Annotated in this window: 21 protein-coding genes; 10 read left to right on the top strand and 11 right to left on the bottom strand. The window is 62.4% G+C overall.

Annotation, left to right across the window (positions count from 1 at the left end; genetic code table 11):
• Positions 1-26 precede the first annotated feature (26 nt).
• Positions 27-1,841 carry a monovalent cation:proton antiporter-2 (CPA2) family protein gene (locus tag N1937_RS02645; protein ID WP_222294556.1) on the top strand — a complete coding sequence of 605 codons (1,815 nt, stop codon included), beginning with the start codon at positions 27-29 and terminating at the stop codon, positions 1,839-1,841.
• Positions 1,842-1,857: 16 nt separating this feature from the next.
• Here N1937_RS02645 and N1937_RS02640 read toward each other — a convergent pair whose 3' ends face one another.
• The 3 genes from N1937_RS02640 to N1937_RS02630 are packed head-to-tail and all read right to left on the bottom strand — an operon-like array spanning position 1,858 to position 5,371.
• Positions 1,858-2,739, bottom strand: coding sequence for a patatin-like phospholipase family protein (locus tag N1937_RS02640; RefSeq protein WP_017962991.1), 882 nt, complete (start codon positions 2,737-2,739; stop codon positions 1,858-1,860).
• 12 nt (positions 2,740-2,751) lie between these two features.
• Positions 2,752-3,312: a 16S rRNA (guanine(966)-N(2))-methyltransferase RsmD gene (rsmD, locus tag N1937_RS02635; protein WP_222281660.1), complete on the bottom strand. Its 561-nt coding sequence runs from the start codon at positions 3,310-3,312 to the stop codon at positions 2,752-2,754.
• Positions 3,293-5,371, bottom strand: a complete 2,079-nt coding sequence (locus tag N1937_RS02630; protein WP_260057389.1) for a pseudouridine synthase — start codon at positions 5,369-5,371, stop codon at positions 3,293-3,295. The genes rsmD and N1937_RS02630 overlap by 20 nt, the downstream gene beginning before the upstream one ends.
• Positions 5,372-5,461: 90 nt before the next feature.
• Here N1937_RS02630 and N1937_RS02625 point away from each other — a divergent pair, with 90 nt between their 5' ends.
• Positions 5,462-5,899, top strand: a complete 438-nt coding sequence (locus N1937_RS02625) for a nucleoside deaminase (RefSeq protein WP_032985246.1) — start codon at positions 5,462-5,464, stop codon at positions 5,897-5,899.
• 250 nt (positions 5,900-6,149) lie between these two features.
• Here N1937_RS02625 and N1937_RS02620 read toward each other — a convergent pair whose 3' ends face one another.
• Together N1937_RS02620 and ileS are read right to left on the bottom strand one after the other, a co-directional pair.
• Positions 6,150-6,779 carry a hypothetical protein gene (locus tag N1937_RS02620; RefSeq protein ID WP_017962987.1) on the bottom strand — a complete coding sequence of 210 codons (630 nt, stop codon included), beginning with the start codon at positions 6,777-6,779 and terminating at the stop codon, positions 6,150-6,152.
• 133 nt (positions 6,780-6,912) lie between these two features.
• Positions 6,913-9,804: an isoleucine--tRNA ligase gene (gene ileS, locus N1937_RS02615; RefSeq protein ID WP_260057388.1), complete on the bottom strand. Its 2,892-nt coding sequence runs from the start codon at positions 9,802-9,804 to the stop codon at positions 6,913-6,915.
• A gap of 352 nt (positions 9,805-10,156) precedes the next feature.
• Here ileS and N1937_RS02610 point away from each other — a divergent pair, with 352 nt between their 5' ends.
• The gene (locus tag N1937_RS02610; RefSeq protein ID WP_170262446.1) at positions 10,157-10,420 is read left to right on the top strand and encodes a type II toxin-antitoxin system Phd/YefM family antitoxin; all 264 of its coding nucleotides are present in this window, start codon (positions 10,157-10,159) and stop codon (positions 10,418-10,420) included.
• On the top strand, positions 10,417-10,875 hold the full coding sequence (locus N1937_RS02605) for a type II toxin-antitoxin system VapC family toxin (RefSeq protein WP_260057387.1): 459 nt from the start codon (positions 10,417-10,419) through the stop codon (positions 10,873-10,875). The genes N1937_RS02610 and N1937_RS02605 overlap by 4 nt, the downstream gene beginning before the upstream one ends.
• Positions 10,876-10,886: 11 nt before the next feature.
• Here the strand turns inward: N1937_RS02605 and N1937_RS02600 are convergent, their stop codons facing one another.
• Positions 10,887-11,870: a bifunctional riboflavin kinase/FAD synthetase gene (locus N1937_RS02600; RefSeq protein ID WP_260059045.1), complete on the bottom strand. Its 984-nt coding sequence runs from the start codon at positions 11,868-11,870 to the stop codon at positions 10,887-10,889.
• Between the two features lie 31 nt (positions 11,871-11,901).
• Positions 11,902-12,750, bottom strand: a complete 849-nt coding sequence (locus N1937_RS02595) for a TIGR01459 family HAD-type hydrolase (RefSeq protein WP_260057386.1) — start codon at positions 12,748-12,750, stop codon at positions 11,902-11,904.
• 393 nt (positions 12,751-13,143) lie between these two features.
• On the opposite strand from N1937_RS02595, the gene groES reads away from it, so the two are divergent.
• The 5 genes from groES (at position 13,144) to N1937_RS02570 (ending at position 17,857) form a co-directional block, all read left to right on the top strand.
• Positions 13,144-13,440: a co-chaperone GroES gene (gene groES, locus N1937_RS02590; protein ID WP_003545797.1), complete on the top strand. Its 297-nt coding sequence runs from the start codon at positions 13,144-13,146 to the stop codon at positions 13,438-13,440.
• A gap of 72 nt (positions 13,441-13,512) precedes the next feature.
• Complete coding sequence (gene groL, locus N1937_RS02585; protein ID WP_017967179.1) at positions 13,513-15,156, top strand: chaperonin GroEL; 1,644 nt, start codon at positions 13,513-13,515, stop codon at positions 15,154-15,156.
• A 722-nt stretch (positions 15,157-15,878) separates the two neighbouring features.
• Positions 15,879-16,325 (top strand): hypothetical protein, encoded by a 447-nt coding sequence (locus N1937_RS02580; RefSeq protein ID WP_260057385.1) that lies wholly within the window; start codon positions 15,879-15,881, stop codon positions 16,323-16,325.
• 223 nt (positions 16,326-16,548) lie between these two features.
• On the top strand, positions 16,549-17,280 hold the full coding sequence (locus tag N1937_RS02575) for a hypothetical protein (RefSeq protein ID WP_260059103.1): 732 nt from the start codon (positions 16,549-16,551) through the stop codon (positions 17,278-17,280).
• 70 nt (positions 17,281-17,350) lie between these two features.
• Complete coding sequence (locus N1937_RS02570) at positions 17,351-17,857, top strand: transposase (RefSeq protein ID WP_341850325.1); 507 nt, start codon at positions 17,351-17,353, stop codon at positions 17,855-17,857.
• A 177-nt stretch (positions 17,858-18,034) separates the two neighbouring features.
• Here the strand turns inward: N1937_RS02570 and N1937_RS02565 are convergent, their stop codons facing one another.
• Positions 18,035-18,745 (bottom strand): glutathione binding-like protein, encoded by a 711-nt coding sequence (locus tag N1937_RS02565; RefSeq protein ID WP_170276697.1) that lies wholly within the window; start codon positions 18,743-18,745, stop codon positions 18,035-18,037.
• 311 nt (positions 18,746-19,056) lie between these two features.
• Here N1937_RS02565 and N1937_RS02560 point away from each other — a divergent pair, with 311 nt between their 5' ends.
• Positions 19,057-19,473 carry a DoxX family protein gene (locus N1937_RS02560; protein ID WP_260057383.1) on the top strand — a complete coding sequence of 139 codons (417 nt, stop codon included), beginning with the start codon at positions 19,057-19,059 and terminating at the stop codon, positions 19,471-19,473.
• A gap of 78 nt (positions 19,474-19,551) precedes the next feature.
• Here N1937_RS02560 and hisG read toward each other — a convergent pair whose 3' ends face one another.
• The 3 genes from hisG to hisS form a co-directional block, all read right to left on the bottom strand.
• On the bottom strand, positions 19,552-20,247 hold the full coding sequence (hisG, locus tag N1937_RS02555; RefSeq protein ID WP_162118875.1) for an ATP phosphoribosyltransferase: 696 nt from the start codon (positions 20,245-20,247) through the stop codon (positions 19,552-19,554).
• Positions 20,244-21,365 carry an ATP phosphoribosyltransferase regulatory subunit gene (locus N1937_RS02550; protein ID WP_170282680.1) on the bottom strand — a complete coding sequence of 374 codons (1,122 nt, stop codon included), beginning with the start codon at positions 21,363-21,365 and terminating at the stop codon, positions 20,244-20,246. Before N1937_RS02550 ends, hisG begins: the two co-directional genes overlap by 4 nt.
• Positions 21,366-21,545: 180 nt before the next feature.
• A complete protein-coding gene (gene hisS / locus N1937_RS02545; RefSeq protein WP_260057382.1) occupies positions 21,546-23,117 on the bottom strand; it encodes a histidine--tRNA ligase in 1,572 nt (523 codons plus the stop codon).
• Positions 23,118-23,120: the final 3 nt, after the last annotated feature.

Here is a 23,120-nt window from a genome sequence, read left to right as displayed (position 1 = left end):
CCCCGCCGTTGAAAGAAATTGCCAGCATGTCAGCGCCCAATGCCCTTTTTTCCGAAACGATCCTGCTGCTCGGCGGCGCGGTGGTCGCCGCGCCGATCTTCAAGAAGCTCGGGCTCGGCACGGTGCTCGGCTACCTCGCCGCCGGCATCGTCATCGGCCCGGTCTTCCACGGCATTACCGATGGCGAACAGATCCTCGCCGTCGCCGAACTTGGCGTCGTCTTCCTGCTCTTCATCATCGGGCTGGAGTTGAAACCCACCCGCCTCTGGCAGATGCGGCGCGACATCTTCGGTCTCGGCACGGCGCAGGTGGTGGTGACGGGGCTGGCGCTGACCGCACTTGCCTGGTTTTCCCAGGTTCTCGACTGGCGCGGCAGCATCATTGCCGGCTTCGGCCTGGCGCTGTCTTCGACGGCCTTTGCCATGCAGATCCTCGAGGGCGACGGCGACGTCAATACGAGATACGGGCAGCGCTCCTTTTCGATGCTGCTGTTCCAGGACCTGGCGATCGTGCCGCTGCTGGCGCTGATCACCATCCTCGACGGCGGCGACAAGGGCAACAACGCGCCGCTCTTCGATTTCGCCGTCGCCGTCGGCGCGGTTGCGGCGATGATCGTCATGGGGCGCTACCTGCTGACGCCGCTTTTCCAGATCATCGCCCGGACCGGCGCGCGCGAGGCGATGATCGCCGCGGCCCTCTTCGTCGTCATGGGATCGGCGAGCCTGATGCAGCTTGCCGGGCTTTCGATGGCGATGGGCGCCTTCCTATCCGGCGTGATGCTTGCCGAATCCTCCTACCGGCACGAGTTGGAGGCAGATATCGAGCCGTTCCGCGGCGTGTTGCTCGCCATCTTCTTCATCGCCGTCGGCCTGTCGCTGGAACTCGACGTCCTCGCTGACAACGCGCTCTTCGTCATCGTCGCCGTGCCGATCATCATGGCCATCAAGGCGATCGTCATCTATGGGCTCTGCCGGATCTCGGGCTCCCCGCACAACGATGCGATCCGCATCGCCTTCCTGCTGCCGCAGGGCGGCGAATTCGGCTTCGTGCTGTTCACCGCAGCAGGTACGACCGGGCTGATGTCGACGAGCACGGCCTCGCTGCTGATCGCAATCGTCACGCTCTCCATGGCGCTGACGCCGATCGGGGCGGCGCTTTCGAAGCGGCTGCTCAACGGCGACGAACAGGAGGAACTGGACGAGGATTTCGAGGGTGCAGGCGCCGACGTGCTGATGGTCGGCTTCTCGCGTTTCGGCCAGATCGCCGCGCAGATCCTGCTTGCCGGCGGACGCAGCGTCACCGTCATCGATTTTTCGGCCGACCGCATCCGCCAGGCCTCCTCTTTCGGCTTCCGCATCTATTTCGGTGACGGCGCCCGCAAGGACGTCCTGCGCTCGGCCGGCATCGACCGGGCAAAGATCGTGCTTGTCTGCACGCAGAAGAAGGAACTCACCGACAAGATAGTAGAGCTGGTGCAGGCCGACTATCCGCACACGCGGCTCTACGTGCGCTCCTACGACCGCATCCACTCAATCGAACTGCGCAACAAGGGCGTCGACTACGAACTGCGTGAAACGCTGGAATCGGGCCTGCTCTTCGGACGGCGAACACTGGAGGCGCTCGGCGTTTCCGAGGTCGACGCCTACGAAATCGGCGAGGATATCCGCAAGCGCGACGAGGCGCGCCTGGTGCTGCAGGTGTCCGAAGGGTTGCAGGCCGGGCGCGACATGCTGTTTTCCCACCCCGTCCGCCCCGAACCGCTGGTCAAGCCGAAGCGCGCTGCCGATCCCTTCGAGGACGACCCGCTAGCTGGAACCGTGGATGCAGCGGCGGACGCTTAGACGAAGGAATGGAGCATTATTTCTTCAGCCGAGCCTCAATTTCCCGGTCAAGGGCGAATTTCAGGTCGTCCTTGACGCCGACGGACATGGCGAGGACTTCGCGGGCCTTGAGGAAATCCATGACGCCGGTGCGGCCGACCGTCGGGCGCAGGAAGATATGCGGCGGGCGAAGCTTCAGCTTCAGCGAGATCGCCGTCTGCATCATCAGCTGGCCGGAACCGAAGATGCTCTCCATGCGGTTCGGAATATGGGTGCCGTCACCTTCCGGCGCGCCGACGACATCGATGCCGACGACGATGTCGGCAAGATCCATCAGGCACTCATAGGGCACCGGATTGCTGATGCCGCCATCGATCATCACGCGGTCGCGCAGGCGCACCGGCATGAAGACGGCGGGGATGGCGGAAGAGGCCGCGAGTGCGGGAAACAGCTCGCCCTGTTCGATGATGACTTCGCACTGCCCGTAATAATCCGTGGTGATGACCTTCATCGGGACCAGCAGATCCTCGAAGCGGGCCGGCAGCTCGGACGGCAGGAAGGCTTTCAGGATCCGCTCCAGGTTGAACTGGCCGATGCGGATACCCTTGGCCACCGCATCGCGCACCGTCGCCGGCCTCAGGCCCCAGATGCGAGCGACGACCGCCGTCTTGTTGCCGACGGTCGTCAGCGCATGTTCGCGGATTTCGGCGCCGGACATGCCAGCGGCCATGCCGGCCGCCATGATCGCGCCGATCGACGAGCCTGATACCGCCACCGGTCGGATGCCGAGTTCATCGAGCGTCTCGATGACATGGATATGGGAAAGCCCACGCGCACCGCCGCCGCCAAAAGCGACTGCGACCGTCGGCACATCGCTGATCGCAGGCAATTTCGGGCTGATGATCTCTGCCTGCTGCACGCCCGCCCCCGCTTATTGCGGCTGATATCGGAAGAAATGCACCCTCGTATCGCCAAAGATGCGGCTTTCGAGGAAAACATAGGAAGGATGCACGGAAACGACAACATCGGCGCGTTCTTCGAGCACCGCAATGGCGCCTGGCCGCAGCCAGCCGCCTTCGGCCGCCGCCGCCATCGCCTTTTCGCCGAGACCCTTGCCATAGGGCGGGTCGGCAAAGAGCACGTCGAAGGGTTCGAGATTGCCAACGCTGCCGAGATCGGTCGCATCCCGGCGCAGGATGCGGCTGCGGCCGTGCAGGCCGAGCGCATCGATGTTCTCCCAGAGCAGCGCCCTGCCCTCGACGCTGTTTTCGACGAAGAGCGCATGGCGACAGCCGCGTGAAACCGCTTCGAGGCCGACGGCGCCGGTTCCGGCAAAAAGGTCGAGGATCCGGGTGCCATCGACGCATTCCGGATAGGCATGGCTCAATATATTGAACAGGCTCTCGCGCGTCCGGTCGGCAGTCGGCCGAATCTCGTTGGATTTTGGCACGGCGAGAGCCCGTCCGCGAAACTCACCGCCGACGATCCGCACCGCGCGTCATTCCTTTTCCTTTAGCACCACCTCTGGACGGCCCGCCCGCAGGCCTGTCGCCGCCCGGCCTGTCACCGCCCGGCTTGGCGCCTTTCGGCTTGCCGGAAAAATTCTTAGGCCCGCCGGGCTTGCCCGCGAAGCTCTTGCCGCGGGGCTTGTCACCCGCAGGCTTGTCGCCGAACGATCTTTCGCCGCGCGGACGCTCGGAGCGGCCCTCACTGGCAAAACTTCTGGCTGCCCGCGGACGTTCGTCGCCTTCCTCGCGCGGCCTGCGATCACCACGTGGCTTGTCGCCGAAGGGCCGGTCTCCACGCGACGGACGATCGCCGAACGGCCGGTCGCCGCGCGGACGCTCCGAACGGCCCTCACCGGCGGAGCTTCTCGCCGCCCGAGGCCGCTCGTCACCATCCGCACGCGGCTTGCGATCACCGCGCGGCTTGTCGCCGAAGGGACGATCTCCACGCGGGGGACGATCACCGAACGGCCGGTCGCCGCGCGGGCGCTCCGAACGGCCCTCACCGGCGGAGCTTCTGGCGGCACGAGGCCGCTCGTCACCATCCGCACGCGGCTTGCGATCACCCCGAGGCTTGTCGCCGAAGGGCCGATCCCCACGCGAGGGACGATCACCGAACGGCCGTTCGCCGCGCGCCGGGCGGTCGCCAGAACCGCGGTCTTCGCGGGCGGGGCGATCGCCAAAGCCGCGCTTGCGGCCGAAGCCCTCGCCCTCATCCTTGCGGCGGGGCTCTTCGCTCGAGCGGATCCATTCGCCATCCTCTTCGCGCACACGGTTCACCTGGGTGCGCGGGCGATCTTCGATGCGATCGAAACCAGTGCCTTTTGCCGGCGACTGCTCGCCGCGCTTGCGTGCGGTCTGCGCATTCTTGGCAGCTTTCGCCGCGGCCTTTTCGCCGAGCGGCCGGGCGCCCGGCGCCATCCAGACATTGGCGCTGCGGCGCTGGCCGAGCGGCTGGGGACGCTTCGGCTTCTCGTCGTCCCTGCGGCCGCCGTCACGGCGATCGTCGTCTCTGCGCACCCCACCGTGGCGGTCGTCGCGCTTCGTATCGAGGCGGCTCAGCGCCCGTTCGCGCTTGTCCTCGTCGCGGCGCGGCCGTTCGCGCTTTTCCGGTGCTGCCGGCTCTGCCTCTTCCTCGGCGGCGACCGCCGTCGCATTGTAGATGGGCGCGTCGAAATTCGCCTTGGCTTCCTCGATGAGGCGCGGGCCGAGCTGGTCGCGCAGCGTGCGGCCGCGCACCTCGATGACATGACCTTCCGGCAGGTCGCCGAGCTGGAACGGGCCATAGGAAATGCGGATCAGGCGATTGACGTCGAGGCCGAGCGCGCCAAGCACGTTCTTGATTTCGCGGTTCTTGCCTTCGCGAAGACCCATGGTAATCCAGACGTTCGAGCCTTGCGTGCGGTCGAGCGTCGCCTCGATCGAGCCGTAGAGCACACCGTCGACGGCGATGCCGTCCTTCAGCTTGTCGAGCGCGTCCTGATCGATCTCGCCATGGGCGCGGACCCGGTAACGTCTCAGCCAGCCGGTCGCCGGCAGCTCGAGCGCCCGGGCGAGACCGCCGTCATTGGTCAAAAGCAGCAGGCCTTCGGTATTGATGTCGAGCCGGCCGATCGACATGACGCGCGGCAGTTCTTCCGGCAGGTTGTCGAAGACAGTCGGCCGGCCTTCCGGATCGGCATTGGTGGTCACCAGCCCGGTGGGCTTATGATAAAGCCACAGCCTGGTCCGCTCAATGCCGCGGATCGGCACGCCGTCGACTTCGATGCGGTCGGCGAGCGTGACGTTGACGACGGGAGTTTCGAGAACCCTGCCGTTCAGCGTCACACGGCCTTCCATGATCATGCGTTCGATGTCGCGGCGGGAGGCGACGCCGGCGCGCGCCATCACCTTGGAAATGCGTTCGGCCTTGGCCTCGCCGTCGGTCTCGGCCGCGATTGGACGTGCGGCTGCAGCCTTTGCCGGCTTCGCATCGCCCGGCTTCGGCCCGGTGCCCCGTGAAAAGGGCTTTGCGCCCGGGCGTTTTGGCTTGTCTTTGGGTGTCATTTGTTGTTTGCCTGCCTTTTCGGCCTGTCTATCAGGTCACGCATCTGCGGTTAAGTGGAAATTCTTGCGATCGTGAAGACAAATCGTTTCATGGAGATGGCCCTCGAAGAGGCGCGTGCCGCCGGAGAACGCGGCGAGGTGCCGATCGGCGCCGTCGTCGTTGTCGACGATATTGCCGTTTCACGCTCCGGAAACCGCACGCGCGAGCTGAAAGACGTGACCGCGCATGCCGAAATCGCCGCGATCCGGCTCGCCTGCGAAGCGCTCGGGCAGGAACGTCTTGTCGGCGCCGATCTCTACGTGACGCTGGAGCCTTGCACCATGTGCGCAGCAGCCATCTCGTTTGCGCGTATCCGCAGGCTCTATTACGGCGCCGAGGACCCGAAGGGCGGCGCCGTCGACAATGGCGTGCGATTCTATGCGCAACCGACCTGTCACCACGCTCCGGAGGTCTATTCCGGTTTCAACGAGGTCCAATCGGCCGATATGCTGCGAAGGTTCTTTTCGCAAAAGAGAGAGGCGCCGTAATCCGGGCACCTGGGCGCGGCGGCGTCATTTTCGGCCTCGTGCCACGACCGTCTGGGTCGCGCCAATCCCCTCACCCTAACCCTCTCCCCGTAATAACGGGGCGAGGGGACGTGCCAAACGCGGCGTTGAGATTGAGGAAACCGGTGCGGCATGTCCCTTCGCCCCGCAAGCGGGGAGAAGGTGGCGGCAGCCGGATGAGGGCTGCTCTATTTAAACCAACCGAACAGCCGTGCCTACGCGCCGAGAGCCCTTATTGCAGGAGATTCCACCACTGCTTGCCGGTGTTGGCGACAGCTGCATCCTTCTTGCGCTTTTTCTGCTTCTTGAGTTCGGGCTCGCCGACATCATCGAGCTTTGCCGGATCGTCGACAGTGCGGTAGCCGGGCGGCGGATCCGATATATAGCGGCGCTGATCGATATAGGAGCCCTTCTGCAAGGCGCGGGCTTCGCGATAGGCCTTGGTCTGTTCTTCCGTCGTGCGCCGGCCGCCTTCGATCGCAGAGCTTGCGAGCGGCGAGCGGTAATTCGGATTGTCCGAATTCGCGTCGGCTTCCGAAACGAGACGGGCGCGGGTCTCCTCCGGCGATTCCAGCCATTGCGGATTGTCCTTGTTGGCGACCGTCTGCTGCGGCGCAACGAGGGTCTCCTTCTGCGCCTGCGCCGGCAGCACCAGCGTCGGACGCGGCGTGTACTTGACGCCCTTGTTCTTCGGGTCCGGACCGGTCAACGAGACGGACTGGCCGAGATCGTCGGTCAACTGTTCCATGGCGGTCTTGTCGGTGCCGTAGGTGGGGCTGCTGGCGCAACCGGACACCAGGGAACATCCCGCCACGACAACAGACAGGCAGGCGCCCATACGGAACCAATGCGTTGCTAACATGAAAACCCTTCCAGCCCAGCCGGTGCAATCGTCGCCCAACCGGACAACCGTCCCCCTGACGCAAAAATCCGGCCATTTTCAGGCAGCTTTTACCGGATGAACCGCGAAAGCGCAATTCACCCGGCAATATTCTTCACGTGAGCGCGGCGAGTTCGCGAAGCGCGGCAGCGTCGCGGGCCGAAACATCGGGATATTCCGGATCGGAACCGACATCCTTGGTGATGCGCCAGGAGCGGGCGCATTTTTCACCCTCTGCAAGCTTCGGCACGACGCTGACCAGAGGCACCTCGGCCAGGCGGAAGGCATCCACTGGCCCTTCGCCGGCCTTGATCTCGATTGCCGAGGTGATACAGACTTCGGTGAAGTCCTGGCCTTCCAGCGCCTTCAGCAATTCCGGATCGGCGATATGGACGAGCGGAGCCGCTTCCAGCGAGGAGCCGATGCGCTTGTCCTTGCGCTCGATTTCCAAGGCGCCGGTCACGACCGAACGCACGGCGCGGATCTTCTTCCACTTCTCGGCCAGGGCATCGTTGCGCCATTCCTTCGCAACCGGGGCAAACTGCTCCAAATGCACGGAAACGGCGGACGGGTTGCGCGACAGCCAGGCCTCCTCGGTGGTGAAGGGCAGCATCGGGGCAAGCCATGTCACCATGCAATCGAAGATCTGGCGAATGACGTGCAAGCTGGCGCGCCGGCGCAGGCTCGACGGCGCGTCGCAATAGAGCGCATCCTTGCGGACATCGAAATAGAAGGCCGACAGCTCGACATTGGCGAAATCGATCAGCGCGCGGGCGATCTTCTTGAAGTCGAAGGCATCGTAGTTCTCGCGCACCAGCTCGTCGAGTTCGGCCAGCCGGTGCAGCATCAGCTGCTCCAGCTCCGGCAGGTCGGCAAGCGCGATCTCCTCGCCCTTGTCGTGGGCGAGCGTGCCGAGCATCCAGCGGATGGTGTTGCGCAGTTTGCGATAGGCGTCGACATTGGTCTGGATGATCGTCTTGCCGACGCGCAGGTCGTCGGCATAATCCGAGGTCATCACCCAGAGGCGGAGGATATCGGCGCCGGCATCCTTCATCACTTCCTGAGGTGCTGTGACGTTGCCCTTCGACTTCGACATCTTCTCGCCCTTCTCGTCCATGGTGAAACCATGGGTGAGGACGGCGTTGTAAGGCGCACGGCCGCGGGTGGCCGCCGATTCCAGCAGCGACGAATGGAACCAACCGCGATGCTGGTCGGAACCTTCGAGATAAAGATCGGCCGGCCACTTCAGATCCGGGCGGTCTTCGAGCGTGAAGGTGTGCGTCGAGCCAGAGTCGAACCAGACGTCGAGGATATCCATGACCTGGGTCCAGCGGGAATGGTCGTGATCATTGCCGAGGAAACGCTCCTTGGCGCCTTCGGCAAACCAGGCGTCGGCACCCTCATGTTCGAAGGCTTCGAGGATGCGGGCGTTGACGGCTTCATCGACCAGAACCTCGCCCTCATCGTCGGCAAAGACGGCGATCGGCACGCCCCAGGCGCGCTGGCGCGAGAGCACCCAGTCCGGGCGGCCCTCGATCATGGCGCGCAGGCGGTTCTGGCCGGCGGCCGGCACGAAGCGCGTATCGTCGATCGCACCGAGCGCGCGCGAACGCAGCGTCGTGCCGTCGGCAAGGGTCTTGTCCATATAGACGAACCATTGCGGCGTGTTGCGGAAGATGACCGGCTTCTTCGAGCGCCAGGAATGCGGATACTGATGCTTCAGACGACCGCGGGCAAAGAGCGCGCCGCGGGCGATCAGTTCCCTGATGACACGGTCGTTGGCATCGCCCTTCTTGCCGTTGTCGTCGATGACGCGGGCGCCCTCGAATCCGGGAGCGTCCGATGTGTAGAAGCCGCCGTCGTCGACCGGGAACGGGATCTTGGTCTCGATGCCGCGCGCCTCAAGCGTGCGGACAGCCGACATCCAGGCATCGAAGTCTTCGCGGCCATGGCTGGGTGCGGTGTGGACGAAGCCGGTGCCGGCGTCATCGGTGACGTGGTCGCCGTCGAGCAGCGGCACGGGGAATTCATAGCCGCCGTCGAGACCCTTGAAGGGATGCGCGCAGGTCATCGCTGCGAAATCGGCCGCAGAGACATCGCTCAAGCGCTTGTACTGCAGCTTGGCCTTGGCGAAGGATTCTTCGGCCAATTTATCGGCAAAGATCAGCTTCTCGCCCGGACGCGGGCCAAAATCGTTCTCGGCGACCGTCACTTGATAGAGGCCGTAGGAGATGCGCGGCGAAAAGGAGACCGCGCGGTTGCCGGGGATCGTCCAGGGCGTGGTCGTCCAGATGACCACGAACGCATCCTTGAGCGCGGCCGGACCTTCGACCACCGGGAATTTCACCCAGATCGTGTCGCTCTCATAATCCTGGTATTCGACCTCGGCCTCGGCCAGCGCCGTGCGTTCGACGACCGACCACATGATCGGCTTGGAGCCGCGATAAAGCTGGCCGCTCGCGGCGATCTTCAAGAGTTCGCCGGCGATGCGCGATTCCGCGTGGAAGTTCATCGTCGTATAGGGATTGTCGAAGTCGCCCTCGATGCCAAGGCGCTTGAACTCTTCCGCCTGGACCTTGATCCAACCGGCGGCAAATTCACGGCATTCCCGGCGGAATTCGTTGACCGGGACCTCGTCCTTGTTCTTGCCCTTCTCGCGGTACTTCTCCTCGATCTTCCATTCGATCGGCAGGCCGTGGCAATCCCAGCCGGGCACGTAATTGGCGTCGTAGCCGCGCATCTGGAACGAACGGTTGATGACGTCCTTGAGGATCTTGTTCAGCGCGTGGCCGATATGGATGTTGCCGTTGGCATAGGGCGGGCCGTCGTGAAGGACGAATTTCTCGCGGCCGGCGGCGGAAGCACGCAGTTTCTTGTAGAGACCCATCTCCTGCCAGCGCTTGACGAGTTCCGGCTCCTTCTGCGGCAGGCCGGCGCGCATGGGGAAATCGGTCTCGGGCAAATAGAGGGTCTTCGAATAGTCGATCTTTTCGGCTGTGTCGGTCATGTCTGACAATCGTTTTCTGGCGGCCCAGGAAGGGGCGCAACGGGCGTGAAATAGCTGGTGACGGAAGCGCTCGTATCCAAGCGCCAAAAACCCGGACCTTCCGGCCGCTTAGCGCGCGCGGAAGGCCGGGCCGATAATTCGCATCATCATTGCCAGCCGATATTTCGTCATCGCGCCGGTTCATAGGCGTTTTTGCCGGGAAAAGGAAGAGAAGAATTCGCGGCCCGCAATCGGCATAAGTGGCTGGGATCGCCGGTAGCCGCATCGTTCCGGAAAGCCTAAGGCTGGAAACTCTGTGCGGCTTGCGTTATATATCTGACTATCTGACCAGACAAGATCGAGAGCCAGAGGCATGAAACAAATCACGAAGCAAAGCTGGAAGCTCGAAGACGCGAAAGCGCGGTTCAGCGAGGTGGTCCGCCGCGCACACAGCGAAGGACCACAGCGCGTAACCGTTCGCGGCCGGGACAGCGTTGTCGTCATCAGCGCCGAAGAGCTCGACCAACTGACCAAAGCCGAACCGAAAAAGCCTTTCGTCGCCTTCATGGAAAGCCTCGATCTCAAAGAGCTCGACCTTGAGCGAGAGGCAGATTACGGACGGGATGCCGAGCTGTGATCGGCTGGCTGCTTGATACCAACGTCATTGCCGCGCTGATCAATCCGAACGGTGCACCCTCCGTCAAATCCTGGGCTGCGGCTCAAGACGAGAAGAAGATGTTCATCAGCATCCTCACACTGGCGGAATATGACAAGGGCATCGAAAACCTGCCTGAGGACGATCAAAACCGCTATCGTTATGCGGCCTCCCGCGATGCGCTGGAGGAAAGGTTTTCGCAACGCGTTCTTTCGCTGAGCGACGCAGCCGTCAGGCACCGGGGCGTCATTTCAGGGCGCGTGAAACTGAGGACTGGACATGCGCCGTCGGTTGTCGACACGATGCTCGCCGCTACGGCAATCGAGCACAATCTCTACCTGGTAACGCGAAACGTCAGGGATACGCGCTTCTCCGGCGCAGCAATCTTCGATCCATGGACGAACGATCCCGGTCAATTTCCCCTGAGCCGAAGATAGCTCAAGGCCACTCAGGAAAAGCACAATTTCCGGTCAAGCGCGCCGAGCGGCTTAACACCCGCAAGCAGTGCCCTCGCCTCTTCCTCGTCGCGCTTGATCTGGGCGACCAGCGGATCGAGGCCGTCGAATTTCAGCTCAGGTCTGATATAGCCGAAGAAGGAGACGGAGCAGAGCTGGCCGTAGAGATCGCCGTTGAAATCGAAAAGATAGGTTTCGAGCAGCGGCGCGCCGTTTTCCGTCACCGTCGGACGGCGGCCGTAGCTTGCGACGGCGTCGTGGAGCGTGCCGTCCTGACGGCGAAAGCGGACGGCGTAGATGCCGGCGGCAAGATCGACCTCCGGCGGCAGGCGCATGTTGGCCGTCGGGAAACCGAGTTGGCGGCCGAGCTTTTCGCCGTCGATCACCTCGGCTTCCACCGTATAGCGGTAACCGAGCATGCCGGCGGCTTCGCTGACATTGCCCTCATTGAGGAGCGCGCGGATATGGCTCGAAGAGACGACATCGGCGTTTTCGTCGCGGAAGGCATCGATCAGGGTGACGCCGAAGCCGTAGGTATTGCCGGCATTCATCAGGAAGGCGGGACCGCCCTCGCGGCCGCGGCCAAAATGGAAATCGAAGCCGGTGACGACTTCGGAAGCGCCGAGCCAATCCTTCAGGATCGAATGGATGAAATCATCGGCCGAGCGCTGCGAGAATTCGTAATCGAAGGGATACTCGATGACGGCGCTGAAACCCAGCGTTTCCAGGATGCGGGCCTTCAGGGGCGCCGGCGTCAGCCGAAAGACCGGCGTCTGCGGCCGGAAGACCGTGCGCGGATGCGGCTCGAAGGTCAGCACCAAAGCGGGGATGCCGCGCGCCTTGGAGATTTCGAGCGCTCGGTTCAGCACCGACTGATGGCCGCGGTGCACGCCGTCGAAATTGCCGATGGCAATGACGCCGCCCTTCAGATGGGCGGGTAGGGGTTCGCGGGTTTCATTGCGGTGGAAGACGGTCATCGGCTGGCTTCTCTTCATGCAAGGCGTGTCTTCATGCAAGGCGGGGCATCCACCACTTCGGCGCGGCGTTTTCCCGTTCGAGATAGGCGTTGAGGATCGCCTCGTCGGTTTCGCCGTTGAGGGTGTATTCCTTGGCGTGGATACCGCCGCTGATGTAGAGAAGGTCGAGGCCGTAATTCAAGGCGCCGCGCACATCGGTCGGCATGCCGTCGCCGATCGCCAGCACGCGCTCGACGGGGAAATCGCCGCGAAGCTCGCGGGCCACCGCAAGCGTTGCCTCGTAGATCGGCCGGTGCGGTTTGCCGGCGATGCGGGTACTGCCGCCGAGCTGCTGGTAGTAGGCGGCCATAGCGCCGGCGCAGGGGATGATGCGATGGCCGCGCTCGACAATGAGGTCGGGATTGGCGCAGATCATCGGCACGTCGCGGGCTTTGAAATCAAGAAGAATATCGGTGTAATCTTCCGGCTTCTCCGTCTCGTCGTCGAAAAAGCCGGTGCAGACCAGCGATTGCGCTTCGCCCGCCGGCCGGCGTTCGACGCCAATGCCTTCGAGTAGCGCTTTGTCGCGCTCGGGGCCGAGCAGAAAGACGGTCTTCGGCCCTTCGGCGATCAGCCCGCGCGTGACGTCGCCAGAGGTGACGATCCTGTCATAGGCGCTGTCGGGAACGCCGATATGGCGCAGCTGCTCGACCACCTGCCAGGAAAGGCGCGGCGAATTGGTGATGAGGACGACGGCGACGCCGTTCTCGCGCGCCGCTTCAAGGGCTGCGGCCGCCTTCGGGAACGGATCGACGCCGTTGTGAACGACGCCCCAGACATCGCAGAGCACCACATCATAGTGACCTGATATCTCCGAGAAGTTTTCTATCCGCCTGGCCATTCCGATTTCCCGATTTGCTTCAGTCACCGGTGACATTGCAAAGGCGCAAGGCGATGGCAAGGAAATTTCTTCGCTGCCCGGCTCCTGCGAAGAACTCGGGAAGGCGATCCGAGTGTGCGGATCGGCAAGGGTTTGACGATTATCCCGAAGCGGCAGCTCGCCGACGGCGGACGACTTCGGCAAAGTTCGACCGCGCCGGCGTTTCGGCCGCAATCTCAGACTATTCTCAAGCCTCTTCACAATTCCGGCACAAAAATTCGTGACTGCTCTCATTGACTCCTTTCGGAGCCATCCCTAAATGCTCGTCGCTAGCACTCACCGCAAGGGAGTGCTAACATCTATCCATGTGGGCCACTCCGGTCCGCGAATGTCATTCGATCGAGGGATTAGACAATGGCAAGCACCAACTTCCGCCCCCTTCACGACCGCGTCGTTGTTCGCCGCGTTGAGTCCGAAGCCAAGACCAAGGGCGGCATCATCATTCCCGATACCGCCAAGGAAAAGCCGCAGGAAGGCGAAATCGTCGCCGTCGGCTCCGGCGCACGCGATGAGTCCGGCAAGGTCGTCGCACTCGACGTCAAGGCTGGCGACCGCATCCTGTTCGGCAAGTGGTCCGGCACCGAAGTCAAGATCGACGGCGAAGACCTTCTGATCATGAAGGAAGCCGACATCATGGGCATCATCGGCTGATCGGCCGACCTGCTTTCCCGAAATGGCTGACGGGCGTTTTGCCCGAACAACTCGAATTCAGGAGTTACTAATATGGCATCTAAAGAAATCAAGTTTGGCCGCACCGCGCGCGAAAAAATGCTGCGCGGCGTCGACATTCTCGCCGATGCAGTGAAGGTCACGCTCGGCCCCAAGGGTCGTAACGTCATCATCGACAAGTCCTTCGGCGCGCCGCGCATCACCAAGGACGGCGTTTCCGTCGCCAAGGAAATCGAACTCGAAGACAAGTTCGAAAACATGGGCGCCCAGATGGTCCGCGAAGTTGCTTCGAAGACCAACGACATCGCCGGCGACGGCACCACGACGGCTACCGTTCTTGCCCAGGCGATCGTTCGCGAAGGCAACAAGGCCGTTGCAGCCGGTATGAACCCGATGGATCTGAAGCGCGGCATCGATCTTGCTGTTGCCGACGTCGTGAAGGATCTCCAGGCCAAGGCCAAGAAGATCTCCACCTCGGAAGAAGTTGCACAGGTCGGCACGATTTCGGCAAATGGCGACAAGCAGGTCGGTCTCGACATTGCTGAAGCCATGCAGAAGGTCGGCAACGAAGGTGTCATCACCGTCGAAGAAGCCAAGACCGCCGAAACCGAACTCGAAGTCGTCGAAGGCATGCAGTTCGACCGCGGCTACCTCAGCCCCTACTTCGTCACCAATCCGGAAAAGATGATCGCCGACCTCGAAGACGTCTTCATTCTCCTCCACGAGAAGAAGCTGTCGAACCTGCAGTCGATGCTGCCGGTTCTCGAAGCCGTCGTCCAGACCGGCAAGCCGCTCCTCATCGTCGCTGAAGACGTCGAAGGCGAAGCCCTCGCAACGCTCGTCGTCAACAAGCTGCGCGGCGGCCTCAAGATCGCTGCCGTCAAGGCGCCTGGCTTCGGCGACCGCCGCAAGGCCATGCTCGAAGACATCGCCATCCTGACGGGCGGTACGGTCATTTCCGAAGATCTCGGCATCAAGCTCGAATCCGTCACGCTCGACATGCTCGGCCGTGCCAAGAAGGTTTCGATCTCCAAGGAAAACACCACGATCGTCGACGGTTCGGGCGCCAAGTCCGACATCGAAGGCCGTGTTGCCCAGATCAAGGCGCAGATCGAAGAAACCACCTCCGACTACGATCGCGAGAAGCTGCAGGAACGTCTTGCCAAGCTCGCTGGCGGCGTTGCCGTCATCCGCGTCGGCGGCTCGACCGAAGTCGAAGTGAAGGAGAAGAAGGACCGCATCGACGACGCGCTCAACGCGACCCGCGCTGCTGTTCAGGAAGGTATCGTCCCCGGCGGCGGTATCGCTCTGCTCCGCTCCTCCACGAAGATCACCGTCAAGGGTGTAAACGACGACCAGGAAGCCGGCATCAATATCGTTCGCCGCGCCCTGCAGTCGCTCGTTCGTCAGATCGCTGAAAACGCAGGCGACGAAGCCTCGATCGTTGTCGGCAAGGTCCTCGACAAGAACGAAGACAACTTTGGCTACAACGCCCAGACATCCGAATATGGCGACATGATCGCCATGGGTATCGTCGACCCGCTCAAGGTCGTTCGCACGGCGCTGCAGAACGCTGCTTCTGTTGCATCGCTGCTGATCACCACCGAAGCCATGATCGCCGAACTGCCGAAGAAAGAATCGGCTGGCGGCGGCATGCCGGGCGGCATGGGCGGCATGGGCGGAATGGACATGATGTGATAGGCCAACGGCCTTTCACAGCATCGTTCATGAATCCGCCCATCATTTAAAGATGGTTGAGCGCGTCAAGCGCGCTGAACTGGCGGAATGGACATGATGTGATAGGCGAAAGCCATCACTGACTACCATTCCGGCATCCGGAATAGGAAGGGCGGCTCTCGGGTCGCCCTTTTCTTTTGCCCAAAGCGATTCGACGTGCGGCACACTGACTGGCATGGCCGACGAAACGTTTATCCGGCCCTCTGTTGCAACCCCAGGGGGCGAAACTTGCGCTAGGCTTGCGTTGCCCGCGCCTTTCTCAGTCTAGCGACATGCGAGAGATCACTGCGTTGCGGTACGATTTCCGACCTGACGCAGAGTGAAAACGTTTGCAACACTCTCAAAGATGATCTTCCTGTGCCAATTCTCGCGAAACAGGCCGAAGATGCAGGCATCCTAAGAAATGAGGCGATCCGAAGACCCCTTAAAAAGCCGTTGCCGTTTGTCCAAAAGCCCCTATAAATCCGCGCTGCACTTCAAACGCGCTCGGCGATAGACGAGGCCGGAGCGCGGAAAGCGATACGTTAACGTTCGGCTTCGAGGGCTCCGGTTACGGAGGCCAGATGGCCGTGGCAATAACCGCCGAAGGTAAGCGCGGGCATCATGCCCGCTGCTGCGTGATCCTGCTTCTTTGTGTTTGCCGAGCGTGCGGCCGAGGAGCCGCATCCGAACGGGAGAACGCCTTGTTTAACATCGCCAGAGCCAATGCAGCCGAACCGCTAACGCCCGGCTCGTTTGATGACGCCAATCAAAATCACGAGATGCTGGCACAGTTTTCCGTTTCCGAAGCCTGGACGGGCGATTTTTCGAGCGGCATGCTTCGTCTCGGCGAATGGAGCGCAATGCTGCACGGCCTTGCCGCACAGGAATGCGGACTCCTAAGCCTGATCCGCTGCTACGATGCCAAGGACCGCAGCCACATATTGGAGCTGTTCGAGCAGGCGGCAACCCGCTGCTCCTCCTTCTGTTTTTCGACGACAATCAACATGCCGAACGGCTTTCGCCAGCCGCTCTTCTGCATGGGCGAGTCCCACGGGCTAGAGCAGAAATACAGCGGCAGCATGGTCGGCGTCTTCCTCTTTCCGCGCTTCAAGCTGGCAGGCGCAAAGCAGATCTCAAGCCGGCGATAAGGGTGGAATGGCTGCCCCTCACCCTAACCCTCTCCCCGCTCGCGCTAGGGCATATACATAAGTCGGTGCGACGGATTGACTCGGTTTGCGGGGGTCGGATTCCTTTACTGCGGGCCGTATGATTGTTTTGGCGATGTTTTGATTTGGGAGCGTCGCCGATGGATGTAGGGCATGATTTTTCGTTGGGCCGGTTTGGAGATCGTCGTCTCGATAAAGGGGGGCGGTGCTGCTCCGTCGCATTGTGCTGCGCGAGACGGTTTGCCTTCGCCAGTTGGCCGGGGGCAACCATTCGCAGGAGATCCGGTTCGGGCGTTTTCTCAACAACAGTGCGGTGAGCGTGGAAGAGATCATTGCCGGCTGGAGCCAGGAGACCCGGTCTGCGGTTGAGGGTCGCCACGTGCTGGCGCTGCAGGACACCAGCGAGATCAAGTTTGCGACGACGCCGGACAGCCGGCGGGAATTGGGCAAGATCAAAAAAGGCAATTGCTTTGGCCTTTTGCTGCATCCGATGCTGGCGCTCGATGCCGACACCGGCAGCTGCCTTGGCCTGGTGGGCGGCCGGGTCTGGACGCGGGGTAGCGAAGAGCTTACGCCGCATGCCGAGCGGCCGTTGAACGAAAAGGAATCGCGGCGCTGGGTGGAGACGGCAGAGGCGGCCAAACTGGTGCTTTCGCGTGCGGCCCGGGTCACGGCGATCGCCGACCGGGAGGGTGACTTCTTCATCATGTGGGCGCGCCTGCCCGATCGGCGCTTCGATCTTTTGTCGCGCGTCATGCATGACCATGCGCTCATCGACGGTTCCAAACTGCGCCGCGCGGTCGAAACGGTGGCGTTTTGCGATACTCAGACGATTGATCTGCGCGAGCGCGCCGACCGTCCGGCGCGGCAGGCGACGGTGTGCCTGCGCTTCGGCGAAGCGACGATCCGGCGGCCGCAAAACCTGCGAGAGGCCTAGCCTGCCCGATGGCGTCAGGCTGAGCTGGGTCGAGATCGTTGAACCGGCCGCCCCCGACGGTGTCGAGCCCTTGCACTGGCTGCTCCTGACCACCCATTGGCTCAGCAGCCCGGCCGATGCCTGGCAGATCGTCGCCTGGTACAAGCAGCGCTGGATGATCGAGCAGTTCTTTCGGGTGATGAAGAACCAAGGCTTCAAGATCGAGGACAGCCAGTTGCATCTGGCGGCACGGCTGGAAAAGCTCGTCGCCATCGCCGCCAAGGCCGCAGCAATCGTCCTCCAGCTCGTCCAAGCCCGCAGCGGCGGCGATCACCAGCCGGCAAGCCTGACCTTCACGGCAGCCGAGATCGATACCCTCGCCGCCCTCGAAAGCCGTTTCAAGGGCACAACCAAGCTGCAGTCCAATCCCCACTCTAAGGCCTCGCTGGCTTGGGCCGCCTGGATCATCGCCAAGCTCGGCGGCTGGAACGGCTACGCCTCGGCCAAGCCGCCGGGCCCAATCACCTTCTTCAACGGCCTCAAATACTTTCGAGCCGTCGCCGATGGATGGGCTTTGCGAGATATGTATATGCCCTAGCCCGCTCGCGGGGCGAGGGGACGTGCCCTGCGATAGGTAGACGGGACACGGACAGCTTGCGGCATGGTCCCTTCGCCCCGTTTACCGGGGTCCGAAGGACGGGTCGAGACCCGTGGCTCGACCCCGGTGGCAGCAGCCGGATGAGGGGCCGGGATCGGCGATCTCTTGGGTCGTTCGTTACTCCGGCTTGGCCGGTATATTGAGGCCCCTGGCACTTGCCGGACGAGCGATGCAGCGCTCCAGCCAATCCGAGACGGCGGGGAATTTCGCATATTCGAGCACCTCGCGGCCGCCATAGAAGATGTCGGCGCCACGAACCCAGGTGAAGGTGGTGATGTCGGCGATCGTATAGAGGTCGCCCATGATCCACTGGCGACCTTTCAGGCGGTCTTCGAGCACGCCGAGCAGGCGTTTGGATTCATCGCGATAACGCTCCACCGGGTAGGAATTGTTGGCGACCTTGTCGGCGGCGAATTTATAAAAATGTCCAAACTGGCCGAACATCGGGCCGATGCCCGCCATCTGGAAAAACACCCACTGGATGGTTTCATATCGGCCGACGGCATCGGTAGGGATGAGCTTGCCGGTTTTTTCCGCGAGATAAAGCAGAATGGCGCCGGATTCGAAAAGGCCGATCGGCTTCCCGTCCGGCCCGTTCGGATCGATGATTGCCGGGATGCGACCATTCGGGTTGAGAGATTCGAATTCCGGCGACTTCTGCTCGTTGGCGGCGAAGGAAATATAATGCGGCTCATAGGCTAGCCCGAGCTCTTCCAGGGCGACGGATACCTTCACCCCATTCGGGGTCTGCAGGGAATAGAGCTGGATGATGTCGGGATTTTTCGCCGGCCAGCGCGTCGTGATCGGAAATGCGGACAGATCTGCCATCGGATTCTCCATGTTATCAGTCGACCATAAAAGACCCGGCTCGGCAAAGGCAAGCGGGGGGCAGCCAATGCATGTCGCCAAAAGTGCGCAGCGGTTTTGGGACAACGACTGCATGACAACAAAGATCTAAACGCGTCGCATGAATTCAGTCGAACACGACGCACTTTCGAGATCGTTCCATATTAGTGAACGAACTGTCCCCTTTCGTTTATCTTTCCACAACGCAAGAAAAGAGCGACATAGACGCATCCGAGGTCGAAGCGGTGCCGGGCACCGAGATCTCCAAAGTCCTTCAAACGGAGCCAACGTCCATGTCGAACAACGTCATCATCCTGATTGCCCGTATCCTGCTTTCCTTCATGTTCATCGTTTCCGGCTTCATGAAGCTAACCGATCCTGCCGGTACTGCGGGCATGATCGCCGGTGCCGGCCTGCCGGCAGCATCCCTGCTGGCCTATGTCGCAGGCCTTTTCGAACTGCTGGCCGGCCTTGCGGTTCTCACAGGCTTCCAGGTCCGCATTGCCGGTTGGCTGCTCGCCGCCTTCTGTGTCTTCACGGGCATTGCCTTCCACCTGCCCTACGCAAGCGGCACGGAACTCGTGAACATTCTCAACCAGATCATGGTCATGAAGAATATCACGCTGGCCGGCGCGTACATACTGCTCGCCACCGTCGGTGCCGGCGCCTACTCGCTCGATGCCCGCCGCGGCGCCTACGTGGCCGCCTGATACCAGCAGACATCCTCCCGCAAATACGAAACCCGCCGTCATCCGACGGCGGGTTTTCTTGTGCCTGAATGGCCGGGATCAGAGGGCCGCGCGCACTGCCTCAATGATTGCTTGCACGGCGGGTTCACCGGCGTGGTTTTCCTTGCGGGCACGCACGAGGCAGGCCTGCGAATGCAGGATGACACCGTCCTGGAGCACCTTCAGGTGATTGGCGCGCAGCGTCGAGCCGGTGGAGGTGATATCGACGATGATATCGGCCGAGCCTGCGGCGGGAGCGCCCTCGGTAGCGCCCAGGCTTTCGACGATGCGATAAAGCTGGATGCCGTGCTGGCTCGAAAAGAACTGCTGGGTCAGCCGCCAGTATTTGGTGGCGATGGCTAGGCGTCGGCCGTGGCGGGCGCGGAAATCGGCGGCGACATCGACGAGATCGGCCATGGTGTCGACATCGAACCAGATCTCCGGCACGGCGACGACGACATCGGCATGGCCGAAGCCGAGACGGGCACAGAATTCGACGCGTTTGTCGACCTCGGCAAAACCCTCCCGCATCAGATCCTCGCCGGTGACGCCGAAATCGACGGTGCCATTGCCGATTTCACGGGAGATTTCGGAAGCCGAGAGGAAGGCGATCTCCACATCATCCCAGCCTTCGACGCGGCCGCGATAGGAGCGATCGTTGCCGACCGCAGAAATCGTCATGCCGGCACGTTCGAAGATCGCCGAAGCGTCTTCCTTCATCCGGCCCTTGGAGGGAAGCGCGATGGTGATGGTCATGCGGCTGCCCTTTCGGTTTCGATGCGGTCGAGCCAGAAGGAGAAGCCGACGGCCGGGATGCGGTCCGTCGCACCGAGGAAGGTCAGGAGCCGGTCGAAACGGCCGCCGCCGGCGAGCACCGCGGTCGAGCCTTCCACCGTCACCTCGAAGACGAGGCCGGTGTAATAGTCGAGCGGCCGTCCGAAGGCGGCGCGGTAGTCGAGGCAGGAAAGATCGACGCCGGCGTTGTAAAGTGCTGCAACGCGGCCATTAAAGCGGGAAAGCGCATTGCCGAGTTTCAGGCCGGCAGCATCGGCGAAACCGGAAAGGGCTGCGGAAGCATTGACCAGCGGCACGTCGAGCGACAGAAATTCTTCCAGCACGTGGAAGGCTGCATCGTCGAGGCGCGTTTCGGACAGGATGAGCTTTTCCTTGAGCCGTCGGGCGATCTCCAGAGCCGAGCGGCCGGCATTCGTCGAATAGCCGGTCTTCTGCATCTCCCGCTCGAGATGGGCGACCAGCGCCTGCTCGTCGCCCGATGCGACAAGCCTGGCGATATCGTCGTCCAGCCCGGTGACGAATTGCGGGCTGACGAGGCTGGCAAGCAGTGCTTCCAGTTGCGTCATACTGCCGAAGGCGTGGATCAGGCGCTTCTGCCAGCCGAGCGGCAGGCCGAGCGCCTGGACGACGGCCTCGAAGACTGCCTGGTCGCCCAATGTCACGGCTAAGCGCCGGCCCGGCAGCAAGCGGGCGAGAATGCCGGTGGCATCGCCGATGGCGCGGGCGTCGGCGTTTGACAGGTCGATATCGCCAAGATCCTCGATGCCGGCCTGATAGAATTCATTGGCGCCGTCGCGACGCTGGCGGAAAACCTCGCCGAGATAGGCATAACGCTTCGGCGTGCCGGTCGCCGTCTCGATGTGACGCAGACAGACGGGAATAGTGAATTCGGGACGCAGGCAGAGGCTGGCGCCGGTTTCGCTCTCCGTCATGAAGATGCGGCGACGCAGATCTTCGCCGGCAATATCAAGGAAAGGCTCGGCCGGCTGAATGACAGGCGTATCGATGCGCTCGGCGTTGCGCGCATCGAATTCGGCGATGAGGTCGTTGGCGAATTCGGGGAGATTGATCAGGGGCATTGGCTGAACTTCCCTCTTCTCCCCAGCGGGGAGAAGATGCCCGACAGGGCAGATGAGGGGGATGAGGAGTGTAAACGACGAATGTCCTGAGCGGCAAGCGAAGGACAGCTTCTGCCGCGGTGCCCCCTCATCCGACCCTTCGGGCCACCTTCTCCCCGAGGGGAGAAGGGGAGATTTCTCTCAAACATCGTCATCTGTGTCACCGGCTTGAGCGGGATCATATGGAGTTTCGAAGCCGGAGCCCGCCCTCTTCCGATCCTCGGCCTGCGCAGCAAGGATCTCCCTGACCTTGGCGACGAGGTCGGCTTCCGGCGCCGTCTCCTGTGCCACCCGCGCTTCGCGCCAGCTGGCATTGTCCTCGATCTCGCCGGAGAGCCGCTTGCCTTCGATCAGATCCTTGATCTGCACGACGCCTGTCTCGCGCTCGTCGCCGCCCTGGATGATGGCGACGGGGCAGCCGCGGCGATCGGCATATTTCAGCTGGTTGCCGAACTTCTTCCAGTTGCCCTGGAACATCTCGGCGCGAATGCCGGCGGCGCGCAGTTCCTGCGTCATCTTCTGGTAGCGGCCCATCGCCTCGACATCGCCGTCCATGACGGTCACCAGCACCGGCTCGATGACCTCGCTGGCGCCGAGCTTGCCGAGGTTCTTCAGCGCCGTCATCAGCCTGGAGACGCCGATCGAAAAGCCCGTCGCCGGAACCGGCTGGCCCATGAAGCGGGAGACGAGGCCGTCATAACGACCGCCGCCGCCGACCGAACCGAAGACGACTTTCTCGCCCTTTTCATTGGTGACGTCGAAGGTCAGTTCGGCCTCATAGACCGGGCCGGTATAATATTCGAGGCCGCGCACGACGGAGGGGTCGATCTTGATGCGGTCAGGGCCATAGCCGGCGCTGGTCACCAGCGCACCGATGAAATTCAGCTCCTCGACGCCTTCGCCACCCCTGGCGGTTCCGGCAACCAGTTCGGTGAGACGGAGAGCGCTTTCGGCATAGTCCGTGATGCCGACAAAGAACAGTACCTTGTCGATCTGCTCCTTATCGAGACCAGCGCCCTTGGTGAAGTCGCCGGATTCATCTTTGCGGCCGGGACCAAGCAGCAATGCCACGCCTTCCGGGCCGAACTTGTCGAGCTTGTCGATAGCCCGCAGCACGTTCAGCCGCTGGCCGGCCTTGTCGTCGCCGCCGAGACCGATCGCCTCGAGCACACCATCCAGAACCTTGCGGTTATTGACGCGGATGACATAATCGCCGCGCTTGATGCCGAGGGCTTCCAGCGTATCGGCCATCATCATGCACATTTCGGCATCGGCCTGAACACCAGGCGCGCCGACGGTATCGGCATCGAACTGCATGAACTGGCGGAAACGGCCCGGGCCCGGCTTCTCGTTGCGGAAGACGTAGCCGGCGCGATAAGTGCGATAGGGCAGCTGGATCTCGTTGAAATTCTCGGCGACATGACGGGCGAGCGGCGCCGTCAGGTCGTAACGCAGCGACATCCATTGCTCGTCATCGTCCTGCAGCGAGAACACGCCCTCGTTCGGCCGGTCGCTGTCGGGCAGGAACTTGCCGAGCGCATCGGTATATTCGAATAGCGGCGTTTCGAGCGGATCGAAACCATAATGCTCATAGACTTCCCGGATCTTTGCCGTCATCTCGTTGACGGCGCGGATATCGCCGGCCGTCCGGTCGACGAAGCCGCGCGGCAGGCGGGCCTTGAGCTTTTGCGGTTTCTTCTGCTTGTCGTTCATTTC

Origin of the sequence: Rhizobium sp. WSM4643 (assembly GCF_025152745.1) — a bacterium.
GTDB classification, from domain to species: Bacteria; Pseudomonadota; Alphaproteobacteria; order Rhizobiales; family Rhizobiaceae; genus Rhizobium; species Rhizobium leguminosarum_I.
Note: the sequence above shows the minus strand (reverse complement) of the source record. Positions and strands in the feature narration are given on the sequence as shown.

Bases quoted from the DNA above. Each gene is read 5' to 3' on its own strand.
- N1937_RS02610 (WP_170262446.1), top strand. From the start codon at position 10,157: ATGAAACAAATCACGAAGCAAAGCTGGAAGCTCGAAGACGCGAAAGCG.
- N1937_RS02645 (WP_222294556.1), top strand. From the start codon at position 27: ATGTCAGCGCCCAATGCCCTTTTTTCCGAAACGATCCTGCTGCTCGGC.
- N1937_RS02630 (WP_260057389.1), bottom strand. From the start codon at position 5,371: ATGACACCCAAAGACAAGCCAAAACGCCCGGGCGCAAAGCCCTTTTCA.
- N1937_RS02620 (WP_017962987.1), bottom strand. From the start codon at position 6,779: ATGTTAGCAACGCATTGGTTCCGTATGGGCGCCTGCCTGTCTGTTGTC.
- hisS (WP_260057382.1), bottom strand. From the start codon at position 23,117: ATGAACGACAAGCAGAAGAAACCGCAAAAGCTCAAGGCCCGCCTGCCG.
- N1937_RS02600 (WP_260059045.1), bottom strand. From the start codon at position 11,870: ATGACCGTCTTCCACCGCAATGAAACCCGCGAACCCCTACCCGCCCAT.
- hisG (WP_162118875.1), bottom strand. From the start codon at position 20,247: ATGACCATCACCATCGCGCTTCCCTCCAAGGGCCGGATGAAGGAAGAC.
- N1937_RS02625 (WP_032985246.1), top strand. From the start codon at position 5,462: ATGGAGATGGCCCTCGAAGAGGCGCGTGCCGCCGGAGAACGCGGCGAG.
- N1937_RS02595 (WP_260057386.1), bottom strand. From the start codon at position 12,750: ATGGCCAGGCGGATAGAAAACTTCTCGGAGATATCAGGTCACTATGAT.
- ileS (WP_260057388.1), bottom strand. From the start codon at position 9,804: ATGACCGACACAGCCGAAAAGATCGACTATTCGAAGACCCTCTATTTG.
- N1937_RS02560 (WP_260057383.1), top strand. From the start codon at position 19,057: ATGTCGAACAACGTCATCATCCTGATTGCCCGTATCCTGCTTTCCTTC.
- N1937_RS02550 (WP_170282680.1), bottom strand. From the start codon at position 21,365: ATGCCCCTGATCAATCTCCCCGAATTCGCCAACGACCTCATCGCCGAA.
- N1937_RS02565 (WP_170276697.1), bottom strand. From the start codon at position 18,745: ATGGCAGATCTGTCCGCATTTCCGATCACGACGCGCTGGCCGGCGAAA.
- groL (WP_017967179.1), top strand. From the start codon at position 13,513: ATGGCATCTAAAGAAATCAAGTTTGGCCGCACCGCGCGCGAAAAAATG.
- groES (WP_003545797.1), top strand. From the start codon at position 13,144: ATGGCAAGCACCAACTTCCGCCCCCTTCACGACCGCGTCGTTGTTCGC.